Source organism: uncultured Kriegella sp. (assembly GCF_963975415.1).
GTDB lineage: Bacteria > Bacteroidota > Bacteroidia > Flavobacteriales > Flavobacteriaceae > Kriegella.
This window is the reverse complement of record NZ_CAXBGN010000001.1, coordinates 316,124-328,964: the sequence shown is the minus strand read 5'-3', so window position 1 is coordinate 328,964 and position 12,841 is coordinate 316,124. Positions and strand designations below refer to the sequence as shown.

The window sequence follows — 12,841 nt, the reverse complement described above, 5'->3', positions numbered from 1 at the left end:
CCACGTTAGATTTGATAGTAATTAATCATTAAATCAATCGGATATGAAAAAGAATAGTATCATTTTTTGCGTAGCATTGGCAGCCTTTGGCCTAAATGCCTTTGGTTTTATGAATTGGAACGATTTCGAGACCGAACAGGTAGAAACATTGGGTTGTGAGGCTGTGGCTATCAATAGTCTCGTCACGGAGAAAATCAATGAGCGAATCTTGTCCGATTTTATGTATGGTCCAAACCAACCGGAGAAATTTCGGTTTTCGCTATACGGAGGCACCGATGTTCGTGTAAAGCAAGCGGAATATGAAGGGGGCACGAAGGCGCTAAGGGAATATTTCAAGGCAAACAGCATAGAAGCCGAAGTCAAGGCCAACGTGCAAATGGACGAACTGCCCCCTTTTAAGCTCGTTTTTACGGTGACCAAAAAAGGGATGATCGAAAATGTAAAAATAGAGGGAACTTCGGGCTACCTTTCCATAGACAATACCATGATCAAACTCATCAGCAATACGCCGGGGAAATGGGAACCGGCCGAAAATGCCAAGGGTGAAAAAATCGACCAAGAACTGGTCATTTCATTCGGATTAACGGGTTGTTAAGTCTGGTATTGACGGTATTATGGGTTTTGGGCCACTCTTAGGACCTCAAAAGAAGTTTTAAAATATCATTATTGGTTAGATCGTGCCAAGAGAATAAATTAACCACCAAATATGACTTCACCCGTAAAAGTAATCCCGAATTGTTTATGATAAAACAGCATATCGTTATCCTATTTTCCATCTTGTTTTTTGCACAGCTGGGAATGGCGCAAGCCACGGGCACCTTTACCGACTCGCGCGATGGGCAAACGTATAAAACGATTCGCTTTAAAAATGCTTTGACGGGCTCCACGGTTACTTGGATGGCCCAAAACCTGAACTATAAGCTGCAAGACAGCTATGCGTATGATGACAATGAGAACCATCGAAAGGAGCTAGGCTTGCTTTACACTTGGGAAGCAGCGAAAAAAGCTTGCCCCAACGGTTGGCATTTAGCAACGGATAGCGAATGGGCACAGCTGGTGCGTCAATTCGGCGGAGCCGATAAGGCCGGTGAGGCCCTAAAGAGCGCCAACGGCTGGAACGAAGGCGGAAATGGAACCAATAGCAGCGGGTTTAATGCACTTCCGGCCGGTATTCGCAGAAATAATGGGTATGACGTTCTGGGATATTTCGGTTTCTGGTGGTCGGCCACACCCACGGGTGAAGCCGGTAAAGCTTGGTTATGGGACATCAGTTATGGAGGTCCTGATATGTCAATTAAATCAAAAGTGTGGCGTTTTGATGGCGATATTCTCGGGGGACTCTCGGTTCGTTGCGTCAGGGATTGATTTGTCCAGTTGCATAATTTAATCTAAAATTCCTTGGGACTCTGCCCCGGGGTTTTCTTATTACCGCTCCTTGGGAACGGTCGGATTCACTTTTTAAAAGAATTAGGGTAGGGCAAAATAGAGGGCCGAAAGCTTTCGGGACGGTTTTTGATCCCCAAAGTCAAAATGACACCGGCGAAACCCGCCAGAACGACAATTGTCGGGCTAGGATACCTGTAGCGCTGCCCTGGGGATAGTCGGTTTAAATCTACGGGCATAAATAAGGGCCTTATCCACAAGCATTTGCTATCTTAGTCATAAAAGGTAAATATGATCAATGATCATATACCTATGTTAGGCACCATTAAAAAGAATACATGAAATTTATTAAGCACTTATTTTTTATAATTTTCTTTATTGGAATAACAAATCAATGTTTAGCCCAAGTTAAAAAAGATACCCTGAGTGTTTTATTTGTTGGAAACAGCTACACATACTATTCTAATATGCCTCATCTTGTTTCTCTGATTTCAGACAGTACTAAAGTCAAATTAATAACCTCTAAAAGCACTGCAGGTGGAGCTAAATTAAGCGACCATTGGAATGGCAACAAAGGACTTAAATCAAAAGAAGCAATAAGCAGTGGAAAATACGATATTGTTGTATTACAAGGACAAAGTAAGGAAGCTGTTAAGGAAAAGGAAGAATTTCTCATGTATTCTAAAAAGCTATCTGACCTAGTTAAAGCGTCTGGTGCAAAACCGTACTTATATGTCACTTGGGCTCCACAAAAAAATCCACAATATCAAGAAACAATAACAGAAACGTTTCAACAAGCATCAAAAGAAAGTGATTGTGGACTTGTTATGGTTGGAGAAGCTTGGAAATTAGCTAAAACATTAAGACCAGATATACAATTGTTTTTACCAGATGGTAGTCATCCAACAGATTTAGGAGCATTTTTAACGGCTTGTGCCTTTGTAAACACTTTTTCGAGAGAACTGCCTAAAAATCTACCTGACAGGTTTTTTATAACTGATTCCGAAGGAAAGGAAGTTATGATTTTTAGGGAAAATTATTTAGATATTGCCTTTTGTCTAAAGTTGGTTCAAAGTTTATAAAAAAACAGTGCCTAACGGTAACCGTTGCACTAGCCGTTAGTTCATAAAAAACGGATCCATCGAAGCCTCTTTAAGAGGCTTTTTCGGTGTCAGGTCGGAAACGCAAAGCTAATTTTTGGTTCTTTGTAAAAGCGCTGAACAGGCATTCAAAGGTGTTTTCCATGGAATTAGGGACGGTTTCTGATTCCCAATCAAAATAAACCGGCGAAACCGGCCAGAACGACAATTGCCGGGCTACTACCCCTGTGGCGCTGCCCTGGGGATCGTCGGTTTAAATCTACGGGCATAAATAAGGGCCTTATCCACAAGCATTTGGTATCTTAGTCATATAAGGTAAATATGATTAGTGATCATATACACTTGTTACAACAAATAGCTTCAAAAATAAAATCGGAACTGAATTGAATTCAAAACTGGATTGTTAAAAATTAAGAGTTCGAATGAACGATAGATTTTAACTCCAATAATATCAGATTATGAGAACAACAATTCTATTAATTTTTATTTGTTTAGCTAGTCCATCATTCTCCCAAGAATTTCTTAATCTTGGCTTCGAATATGAATTTCGAGGCTCTGAAATACCAAAAAAGTGGTGGTATGCCACACAATCTGGGTATAATTTTAAGTTGGATGGAAATGAAAAATATAATTTAAAAAAGAGCTTAAGGATATCAAGCAATAATCCTAAGGAAAATCAGACTGGAGTTTTTACAGCAAGTTTTCCTATCGCTTTTGCAAAAGGCAGAAGAATAGAGCTTAGAGGCTATTTAAAAACCGAGTCAATAAATAACGGTTATGCCGGTCTTTGGTGGAAAGTAGATGGACAGAATGGGGTTTTAGGGTTTGATAATATGGAGGACAATGGGTTAAAAGGTACGAATGACTGGCAGGAAGTCTCGCTAAAGATGCTCGTTGACGAGAAGGCTACAGAAATTACCTTTGGGGGCTTATTGGTGGGTAACGGAGTAGCTTGGTATGATAATTTTGAAATTCTGATTGACGGAAAAATATTTAACGATTTACAACCAAGATCAACCGAACCCACAACCGACGAACTGGCATGGCTAAAAAAAAGTGTTTACCCTTTATCAACTTATGACCCTAGTACGAAATCCGATGTAGATCTTGAAATTTTCGGTTCTCTAATAGGAGATGCCCAAGTTGTAGGTCTTGGCGAGGTTACGCATGGTTCAAGCGAAATATTCCAAATGAAGCATCGAATAATCAAATTTCTAGCCGAGAAAAAAGATTTCGAAATTTTTTCCGTGGAGGCCAATATGCCTGAAGCATATAAGCTCAATGACTACACTATGCATGGAAAGGGAAACCCAACGGAATTGATTAAAGGCATGCATTTTTGGACTTGGAACACCCAGGAAGTATTGAATATGGTTGAATGGATGAAGTTGCACAACGCTTCCAAACAAAAAATACAATTCACGGGATTTGATATACAGTATTATAATTTATCGGTAGAGGAATTGGAAAAAGCATTTAAAGATGATAATACTATATTGGACGATTTGACAGCCATTGAACGGATATTGGATAAAACTTCAGCAAAACATCAAGGTTCAAGGATGGGTGCTGTTTCCCAAGACGATAAAGATACTATCGTGGGAAAATTGGAACATGTGAGGAAAGCAATTGGAAAATTAGGTCTTACCAAGGATAGGACAGCATGGCTATACCAAAATATTAGGGTCATTGAGCAATATATGGATAAAACTGTTTTCTCACGGGATAAATTTATGGCAGAAAACCTATTGTGGATAAAATCCCAAAATCAAGGTTCGAAAATTGCTGTTTGGGCGCACAACGGTCATATACAGAGAACGATGCACGGCATGGGAAATTATCTGTCTGATAGCTTGGTGAATGATTATGTGGCGGTAGGTTTTGCATTCTATGGAGGCACGTATACAGCAACAGGCGAAAATGGGCTAACCACCTATCAGGCGCAGGCACCTTATAATGGTACTTTTGAAAGGTTTTTCGGATCTATCGATGTTCCTATTTTTATTATTGATCTGCGAAGTGTTAAAGAACAAAAACCAATGCATGCCAAATGGTTATTAGAAAAGCTGGACTTCAGACAAGTAGGATCTATGAAGTTAGAAAGTGAATTTTACGAGACAGATATTAGCGAAGATTATGATTTGATAATCTTTATCAATAATTCATCGGGTTCCAAAATTTTGGATTGACTTTTAACTTTAGAATAGGAAATCGGAATGGACTTCTGAGCAAGTTTGTTCAGTCGGAATTGAATCAGAACGTGCTTACTCGAATCCGTCGCAACTTGTTGTAACAAAACCTAAACATAATGCGGACTTTAGGGTAAAACCGAAAGGTCTGTGTATATTTATGAAGTCGCAAAATCTTATGGATTTAGCTTTGGACAAGAAAAAATAAAACTAAACAATAAGCTTTAGCTTCGTGCGCAGACGGAAACGAAAAGTTTCCTTACTACCGCACTACGCTTAGCCGAAACGTTGTAACCAATATAAAACCAACCATATGAAGAAATCAATAATAATTCTGATAACAATTGTCTTATTTGTGCTACCGAAGATAGTTTTCTCTCAAAACAACCCCTTCATACCTGCGGACTTTAAAGTTCCAGATACATTAGAGAACGAACATTTCAGAATTAGGATGCTGACAGTTAACGATGTTGTAAAGGATTATGATGCTGTAATGTCTAGTATTGAACATCTTCAGGGTGCTTTTGGCCCAAATTCCAAATGGCCCACAAAAGATTTAACTTTTGAACAGGATTTAATTGATTTGGGATGGCACCAAAAGGAATTTCAAAAAAGAAGTTCATTTGCTTACACAGTTGTTAGTTTGGATGAAAGTGAAGTAGTTGGCTGTCTCTATATTTACCCCACCCAAAAAGAAGATTATAATGCGACTATAGTGATGTGGGTAAGAGCAAGTGAAGTAGATAACGGGCTTGATTCTATCCTATTTGATTCTGTTAAAAAATGGATTTCCGAAGAATGGTCGTTTAAAAAAGTTGCTTATCCTGGACGTGACATAAGTTGGGAACAATGGAAACTAATGAAATAAATACTGGTTACAAGAAAACCTAAACGTAATACGGACTTTAGGGTAAAACTGAAAGGTCTGTGTATATTTAAAAAGTCGCTAAATCTTATGAATTTGGCTTTTAAGCAAAATAAAGAAAAAACAAAACCAAAAGATTTCGCTAAGTGCGTGACGGAAACGAAAAGTTTCCTTGCCTCCGCACTACGCATACACTTACCATTAGCCTAAACCAACAAGTGAAGAACAACAGAAAATACATTTTTTTTATTGGAATCATGGCATTGTTTTTTGTTGGTTACTTAATAGCCGATAATATCCTTTTCAACGGAATAAGACCACAATCTATAAGCGAAAATGGATTTCAAGCAAATTATTTTGTGAAAGAAGATACAAAGAGCAAAGCAACAGTAATTTTAATTGGTGGAGGACAATGGGGAGATTACTGGGCAGAACAATTTGCCAAAAAAGAAATGGTCGGTTTATCAATACCTTATACAGGAAAAGAAGGTTTACCAAGGTTACCTGAAGAAATTGAATTAGAGTACTTTGAAAGCGCCATCAACTGGCTTAGAAATCAGCCTGAAGTTGACCCCAACAAAATAGTTGTTATGGGAGCATCAAGAAATGCCGAATTAGCCTTAGTAATCGCTTCTACATTTACGGAGTCTATTAGCGGAGTTGTCGCCTATGCACCAAGCGCTGTTTCTTGGTCCAATACCGTTTTGCCATACAATTCCAATGAGTTGAAATCGAGCTGGAAATATAAAGGAGTTGATATTCCATATGTGCCAATGAATAAAATCATAGGAAATGAATCGAATAAAATTGAAATGTTGGAATATTGGAAAAGAGGTTTGGCAAAATCGGATTTCGTAATACAAGCAGCAATCAAAGTCGAAAAAATTAACGGACCAATTCTACTTTTTTCCGGAAACGATGACAAGGTTTGGCCATCGTCGTTGATGGCGGATATGATAGAAAAGAAATTAGACGATAATAATTTTAAACATTCCTTTCAGAATATAAAATATGACAACGCTGGACACTTAATTTCTAATAATCCTGATGATAATTCGAGTTCTAGAAATGGTAGAATACATATCGATGGAAAAGATTATGAATATGAATTTGGCGGAAACGATGATGGTGATTTTAAAGCAAAACAAGACGCCAAAATGAAATTGATAGAATTCCTAAAAGAGCTATAAACACGAATAAAGGCAGTTGCCGCCGATGTATATAAAGATAGTGTAAGTTGTCGCTAGCACTAAGGATTGGGCACTTTTGGAAGTCGCCAAATTTCTAGATTTGACATCTATGAGATCGTTATACCAATTAGTACAAAAATTATGAGAACAACCATAAACAAAATTAAAACCCTAACATTTTCAATTTTGTATCTAGTTACGGTAATTGGTTGTAACCAAAAAAATAGAGACAAAGAGGCTGTTAATGACACTCAAAGAGTAACTTCCCAAAATGTCCTTTCATCCGTAATCGACGCTATTAATTCAGAAATAAATAATGGGGATTACGGATTAATTGACCGCTTTATGATCATACAAAATGATGAGTTATTGGCAGATTTCAAATATGAACAGGATTATGAAACCATTGTTCAAAAATATGACACAACAAATCATCAATACAATTTCAATAGTACGGTTTGGCACCCATACTACAAGCAAACCAATCTACACACCCTTCAATCTGTCACGAAAAGCATTACTTCAATCCTTTTTGGTATTGCGTTGGATTTGAATAAGGATTATAATGTTAGCAATAAAGCAATGCCTTTATTGGCTGGGTATGATACTGACTTTCTAGATAAACGAAAGCAAAATATTTCTATTGAAGATTTATTGACTATGAGAAGTGGATTGCAATGGAATGAGGAAACTGATCATAATGATACTACAAATGACTGTTTTAGGTTGGAATCAAGTGACAACTGGATAAAATATGTTCTGAGTAAACCTATGGATACCATACCGGGAACAAGATTCGTGTACAATGGGGGAGGAACTGTTCTTTTAGGTAAAATCATTAGGACGATTACAGACAAGCGAATTGACCTCTGGGCGGAGGAAAAATTATTTGAGCCACTCGGTATAACAGACTACTACTGGAAAGAAACACCTGATGGAGAAATTGATACAGAAGGTGGTTTATATCTAAAAGCGGAAGACTTGGCTAAAATTGGTTTATTGTTTTTGAATAAAGGAAAATGGAATGACAAACAAATTGTATCTGAAAATTGGGTCAATACAGCTACAAGTCCTTTAATCAAAGACGTAAAACCTGAGTGGAAACCTGATATGGGATATGGCTATCAATGGTGGATTCCGAAATATACGAAGGATGGAAAATCCAGTATTTATGCAGGCAATGGATATGGAGGACAGTATTTAATGATAGCACCTGAATACAATTTAATAATCGTCTTTAATGGCTGGAATATTAATGATGAACCTGAAAAGTCAACTTGGAGCGTTTTACAAGACAGAATAATCCCGATACTACAGAATAAATAACGGGGTACAACAATTGTAATCGTTGCATAAGCCGTTAATTCATAAAAAACGGATTCATCAAGCCTCTTTAAGAGGTTTTTTCGGTGTCAGGCCCGAAATGGAAAGCTAGTTTTCCATGCTTTGCAAAAGCTCCCAACAAGTATTCCAAGGTGTTTTCCATTAATGCCGACAGGGCAAGTTGCCTCGCCCCGCTTTTCGAGCGTTTTTCTATGAATTTCAAGTGTTTTTATTGTTGTAGGCGATGGCCGAAAGGTGCATCACCTTGTTGGTCTTTGCCAGCCGAATGGTGTTTATCCTTATGGTTGAGCCTGTTCAAGAGGTGCTCATACGTATCCAATAATAGGGTCTCGTTTTTAAAGGTACCATTTATCAAAAAACCACTACAGAGTTTCGTAATATAAGTTTAAAAAATTCTTTTACCGATAGTGATGTTAGGCCAAAGAAATACTGTAAGTTTCTAAGAATTATTATCTTAGGTCATAAGTGGGATGCCAAATAGAGCAAATAGTGTTTAACTGAAAGTTTATTGCCTTTAATACTACGCTTCCAGCTGGACAAAATGGTTAATGGCCGGCAATTTTGCAAATCTGACTTGTAACTGAGAAAAGTCATGGCAAAAGTATTTATTTCCTATAGACGAGAAGATACAGGTGATTTTTGGGCAGATACAATTTTAATGTATATGTCCAACGAATTTGGAGCCCGAAGTTTTTTTAAAGACAGCGAATCAATAGAGACGGGTAGTCAATGGAGAGAGACACTTTTTATAGAGTTGGAAAAAGCGGTAGTACTATTGTTGCTAATAGGGCCGGAATTTTTCACTTTAATTGGTAAATCAGGTAAGCCACGCATTAAAGAAAAGGGAGATATTGTACGTATTGAAATCAGTGAGGCCATTCGTTTGGGCAAGGCAATTATACCTGTTCTATTACCTCAGGCAAAGTTGCCGGACCAAAAAGACCTCCCCTCAGACATCAGGAAATTGCTTGAAATCGAAGTCTTTAATTTAAAAAAGACAACAGATATTAACCTGTTAATTGAAAAACTGGAACAGTATATTCCGGGAGGAGCCTTACATGAGCCATCTTCTGGGCAATACTTTGTTAATCGGGAATGTACTTCTGCCGATGAAATATGTGCACGGGCAACAACCCAGTATGTTGCAACACTTATCGAATTGGGTTGGTATCTTATGCTTGAAAAAAAGAAACTAGTTCTGCTACATCCCAAGTTTCCTTCTTTGCGGTTCTTCGTTAAACCTAAATTGGCCGCGATAATCTTGGAACGAAACGACAAAAATATTTGGGGTCAAGAACGTTGGAAGAAATGTTTTTTTTTAGTGTCCCAACTTCCAGGTCTAACATTCTCAATTCCCCTATATTGCACATAGCAGTAGACCTGAGACAGGCAGCAACTAACCCAATTAAGTATCTTGAGAGAAATGGGAGTACTTCAAGCCGAAAAATCAGAATTTTTCTACGGGGCAGGGCTAAAAAAAGCTTCAGAAAGTTAATTGTTGATTCTGCTCGAAGGTTTTCTCCTGAGCAAAATTTGAAAAGTAGGCAGAATATGTTTGAGCGGCAATTACTTGGCAATTTGAAATTTGCCCAGAGTGACAAAATAAGTTTTCTTGACAATCAAGACAAGGTAAAAAAAATGCGCAGAGCCGCTTCTGAAACGGCGAAAATAATAGAGTTGAATAGGTTGGTGACGGGAATTCAACATAAGTGGTTAATTTTTCATCCCAAAAAGAACATCTTAGTCGTAGGTGGGGCAGAAAGTGATATACAAATTTGGAATTTAGATCAAGATGGCAAAAAAAAAGCTTTTTACAAGTTAAAGGGTCACCGTAGTGCAACCAACAGCGGTTCTTTTTCCGATAATGGGCTTTTGGCTACCGCTTCCGATGACGGAACTGTCCGCATATGGGATGTTAATGAAAAGAGACAACTGCGGAAATTTCAATTATTTGGGATCATAGGTCGTTTACGACGTTTATTTTTTTGTCAGGTACACTGTGTGGATTGGTCATTTGATGGCAAAATATTGGGGGCTGTCACTGAAAAAAAAGAAATCCGGCTATGGAATACTAATTCTTGGGAAGCAGCACCGTGCATAAAAATTAAAAATAATGCAAGTATAGTGGCATTTAATCCAAAAGAAAACCAAATAACATGCGACATATTCCCTAGTCATATTGGTATTTATGACTTAAATAAACAGTATTGGACCCATAATTTCTATCATGAGAATACTGGATTTATTGGTGAGTTGGACTTTAGCCCTGATGGGAAAATGCTGGCGGCTGGAGGCAAGGGAGGAGTCATTTTTCTATACAAAGTTTCTACAGGGAAACTGTTCAAGACCCTTTTTGGCCATGATGTCTCTGATGGTCAGTTTGGTAATTCTATTCGCTCTATTCGTTTTAGTCCAAATGGTCGCTGGCTGGCGTCAACTTCTCGAGATAATTTTCTAATCATCTGGGATATGAAAAAAATAGCTTTAAGTACTTTTTATAAATATGAAACTTGGCCTTTTTTGATCGGAGAGGGCATTCCGGGCTTGGCTTGGTCATTTGATAGTCGTTGGTTGGCATTGCCATCAGCAGACGGTGAAATTCAAATTCTTGAACTTAATTTAAAGCAGAACCTGTCCTAAAGGTTGTTGGATGCTCATTTCAACGAATACCCGAAATTGTGTACATTTATTCGAAATCAATAGGTGGTTTTAAGACAAACCTTCACCGTTGTACTCCGAAGCAGAAAATGACACTTCCTTATAATGGGTATATTGATCTTGATTGCAGCCATAGGCATACTGCAAAAGGAATAAAATGAGTATGAAATAAATTCAAAGTAGTAGTAATGAAATACATTTTACCGTTTATAATAGCATTGTGTTCACTGAGTATATCTGCACAAAAAAGATTGAACAGCATTTCAGAACACCCCAATATTATTCTACTCATGGGAGATGACCATGGTTGGGACGAAACGAGTTATAACGGACATCCATTCGTAAAAACGCCGGTTCTTGATGAAATGGCTGCAAGTGGTTTGCGTTTTGACCGGTTTTATTCGGCACATCCAAGCTGTTCCCCGACAAGAGGAAGTTTTATGACTGGTAGGCATCCGAATCGTTATGGGACATTTACGCCGGGTTGGTCCATTAGGCCAGAGGAGATTACGATTGCGCATCTCGCAAAAAATGTGGGCTATACCACAGGTCATTTTGGAAAATGGCACCTTGGACCAGTAAAAAAAGAATCTCCAACGAATCCAAGCAATATGGGGTTTGACGAGTACCTGTCACACGATAATTTTTTCGAACTGCATCCTGTCCTATCCAGAAATGGTGAAGCGCCGCAAAAATTTGAAGGGGAAAGCTCTGAGGTTATTATTGATGAAACTATTCAATTTATAACCAAAGCAAAACAAAATAATAAACCGTTTATGGCCGTAGTTTGGTTTGGTTCCCCTCATGAACCATATAGTGGTTTGCCTGCTGATTTGAAATTATACGATAATCTTCCAGATAGTTTGAACCATAAAGAGGTTATGCTCACCTCAAATAAAACAGGAGAACAAATCAAAAGACCTTTGCGGGGTGTTTTACGGGAACGCTATGCTGAAATTACTGCTATGGACAGGGCAATAGGAAAGCTCCGTATTTATCTAAAAGATAATAACCTTAAAAACAACACGATTGTCTGGTATTGTGGCGACAATGGAACGCCTAAAAGTGCGGCCCGAACAGGAATGACGGTCAGAGGGGAAAAAGGTGTATTGTATGAGGGCGGGATTCTTGTGCCCGGTGTTTTGGAATGGCCAGCTATGATTAAAGAACCGAGTGTTACAAATACGATCGCGGTTACCAGTGACTTCCTACCTACGATAAATGAAATATTCGGAACAGAATTGCCCAATCGCCCCATAGATGGAACCTCCTTACTACCAGTGATGAAAAATTCGGCTACCGAACGAAAGAAAGAACTCTGTTTTTGGAAAATAAGTACAAAAGAGGTAGTCCACGATGCTACACCTGAATATATAGCATCTGAATTACAGCAAGGTACCACCCCATTAGTGAAAAAGATGGGCAATAAATACACAAGATCATTTAAGAATTATGTGTACGATAGCATTTCTGAAAATCATTTTAACGGATCAAAAACGATAATGCATGAAAATTTCAAATTAATGGTTAATGAAAATGCTCAGCATACTATAGCATTTGAACTATATGATATCGAAAAGGATCGTGCAGAAACCAAAAACATTGCCCATTTATATCCTGACAAAGTTGAAGCGTTACGTATGCAACTTTTTGAATGGCAAAAATCAGTATTAAACAGTTTAAAAGGTAATGATTATTAGTACCATCTAAAGCGTTTAGGATAACAGGAAAGTTTTCAAGAGAGATTTTAAGATGACACGGGTAAATTTGCCAGTAGGAGCAAGCATTCCACTGTATTCGGCAATCAAACGTATTCTTTATGCACTGACCGATTATAACTTAAAACACGAATCGGGTAAAAAAGCCGCACAAGCCGTTAATTCATAAAAAACAGTTTCGCATACCAACCTTAAGCCGCTTTTTTCTTGGTAAGCGAGCGGTAACCCTAAGTTTAGGGATTTTGCACCAAATCCAATTGATATATTTAATCACCCCAAATCTTGAATAACTTCGATAAGGGCCTTTTAAATAAGCGGCCCGGTTTCAGGTCCCAATAAATTCAATTCCCAGTAGGCCTACTTTTTATCTTGCTACAAATAACACCACAAAACG

General features: G+C 38.1%; 12 protein-coding genes. 11 read left to right on the top strand and 1 reads right to left on the bottom strand.

Features of this window, described 5'->3' with window-relative positions:
* The first annotated feature begins 43 nt into the window (after window positions 1-43).
* The 7 genes from AACZ88_RS01380 (at window position 44) to AACZ88_RS01350 (ending at window position 8,053) form a co-directional block, all read left to right on the top strand.
* Complete coding sequence (locus AACZ88_RS01380; RefSeq protein ID WP_339705091.1) at window positions 44-595, top strand: hypothetical protein; 552 nt, start codon at window positions 44-46, stop codon at window positions 593-595.
* A gap of 71 nt (window positions 596-666) precedes the next feature.
* Window positions 667-1,365 carry an FISUMP domain-containing protein gene (locus AACZ88_RS01375; protein ID WP_339705088.1) on the top strand — a complete coding sequence of 233 codons (699 nt, stop codon included), beginning with the start codon at window positions 667-669 and terminating at the stop codon, window positions 1,363-1,365.
* A 356-nt stretch (window positions 1,366-1,721) separates the two neighbouring features.
* Window positions 1,722-2,465: a hypothetical protein gene (locus tag AACZ88_RS01370; RefSeq protein WP_339705085.1), complete on the top strand. Its 744-nt coding sequence runs from the start codon at window positions 1,722-1,724 to the stop codon at window positions 2,463-2,465.
* 476 nt (window positions 2,466-2,941) lie between these two features.
* On the top strand, window positions 2,942-4,672 hold the full coding sequence (locus AACZ88_RS01365) for an erythromycin esterase family protein (RefSeq protein ID WP_339705082.1): 1,731 nt from the start codon (window positions 2,942-2,944) through the stop codon (window positions 4,670-4,672).
* Between the two features lie 313 nt (window positions 4,673-4,985).
* Window positions 4,986-5,540, top strand: coding sequence for a GNAT family N-acetyltransferase (locus tag AACZ88_RS01360; protein ID WP_339705079.1), 555 nt, complete (start codon window positions 4,986-4,988; stop codon window positions 5,538-5,540).
* 143 nt (window positions 5,541-5,683) lie between these two features.
* Window positions 5,684-6,727 (top strand): acyl-CoA thioester hydrolase/BAAT C-terminal domain-containing protein, encoded by a 1,044-nt coding sequence (locus AACZ88_RS01355; RefSeq protein WP_339705076.1) that lies wholly within the window; start codon window positions 5,684-5,686, stop codon window positions 6,725-6,727.
* A 141-nt stretch (window positions 6,728-6,868) separates the two neighbouring features.
* Window positions 6,869-8,053 carry a serine hydrolase gene (locus AACZ88_RS01350; RefSeq protein WP_339705073.1) on the top strand — a complete coding sequence of 395 codons (1,185 nt, stop codon included), beginning with the start codon at window positions 6,869-6,871 and terminating at the stop codon, window positions 8,051-8,053.
* Window positions 8,054-8,120: 67 nt separating this feature from the next.
* Here the strand turns inward: AACZ88_RS01350 and AACZ88_RS01345 are convergent, their stop codons facing one another.
* Window positions 8,121-8,273: a hypothetical protein gene (locus AACZ88_RS01345; protein ID WP_339705070.1), complete on the bottom strand. Its 153-nt coding sequence runs from the start codon at window positions 8,271-8,273 to the stop codon at window positions 8,121-8,123.
* 390 nt (window positions 8,274-8,663) lie between these two features.
* On the opposite strand from AACZ88_RS01345, the gene AACZ88_RS01340 reads away from it, so the two are divergent.
* The 4 genes from AACZ88_RS01340 (at window position 8,664) to AACZ88_RS01325 (ending at window position 12,616) form a co-directional block, all read left to right on the top strand.
* Entirely contained in the window at window positions 8,664-9,443 is a 780-nt protein-coding gene (locus tag AACZ88_RS01340; RefSeq protein WP_339705067.1) for a toll/interleukin-1 receptor domain-containing protein, read from the top strand.
* A 179-nt stretch (window positions 9,444-9,622) separates the two neighbouring features.
* A complete protein-coding gene (locus AACZ88_RS01335; protein ID WP_339705065.1) occupies window positions 9,623-10,711 on the top strand; it encodes a WD40 repeat domain-containing protein in 1,089 nt (362 codons plus the stop codon).
* Window positions 10,712-10,917: 206 nt separating this feature from the next.
* Window positions 10,918-12,429, top strand: coding sequence for a sulfatase-like hydrolase/transferase (locus AACZ88_RS01330; protein ID WP_339705062.1), 1,512 nt, complete (start codon window positions 10,918-10,920; stop codon window positions 12,427-12,429).
* Window positions 12,430-12,481: 52 nt separating this feature from the next.
* A complete protein-coding gene (locus tag AACZ88_RS01325; protein WP_339705059.1) occupies window positions 12,482-12,616 on the top strand; it encodes a hypothetical protein in 135 nt (44 codons plus the stop codon).
* The last annotated feature ends 225 nt before the right edge of the window (window positions 12,617-12,841 follow it).

Excerpts from the sequence above, each read along its gene's own strand:
- AACZ88_RS01380 (WP_339705091.1), top strand. The coding sequence starts at position 44 with ATGAAAAAGAATAGTATCATTTTTTGCGTAGCATTGGCAGCCTTTGGC.
- AACZ88_RS01370 (WP_339705085.1), top strand. The coding sequence starts at position 1,722 with ATGAAATTTATTAAGCACTTATTTTTTATAATTTTCTTTATTGGAATA.
- AACZ88_RS01365 (WP_339705082.1), top strand. The coding sequence starts at position 2,942 with ATGAGAACAACAATTCTATTAATTTTTATTTGTTTAGCTAGTCCATCA.
- AACZ88_RS01360 (WP_339705079.1), top strand. The coding sequence starts at position 4,986 with ATGAAGAAATCAATAATAATTCTGATAACAATTGTCTTATTTGTGCTA.
- AACZ88_RS01350 (WP_339705073.1), top strand. The coding sequence starts at position 6,869 with ATGAGAACAACCATAAACAAAATTAAAACCCTAACATTTTCAATTTTG.
- AACZ88_RS01340 (WP_339705067.1), top strand. The coding sequence starts at position 8,664 with ATGGCAAAAGTATTTATTTCCTATAGACGAGAAGATACAGGTGATTTT.
- AACZ88_RS01335 (WP_339705065.1), top strand. The coding sequence starts at position 9,623 with ATGTTTGAGCGGCAATTACTTGGCAATTTGAAATTTGCCCAGAGTGAC.
- AACZ88_RS01330 (WP_339705062.1), top strand. The coding sequence starts at position 10,918 with ATGAAATACATTTTACCGTTTATAATAGCATTGTGTTCACTGAGTATA.
- AACZ88_RS01325 (WP_339705059.1), top strand. The coding sequence starts at position 12,482 with ATGACACGGGTAAATTTGCCAGTAGGAGCAAGCATTCCACTGTATTCG.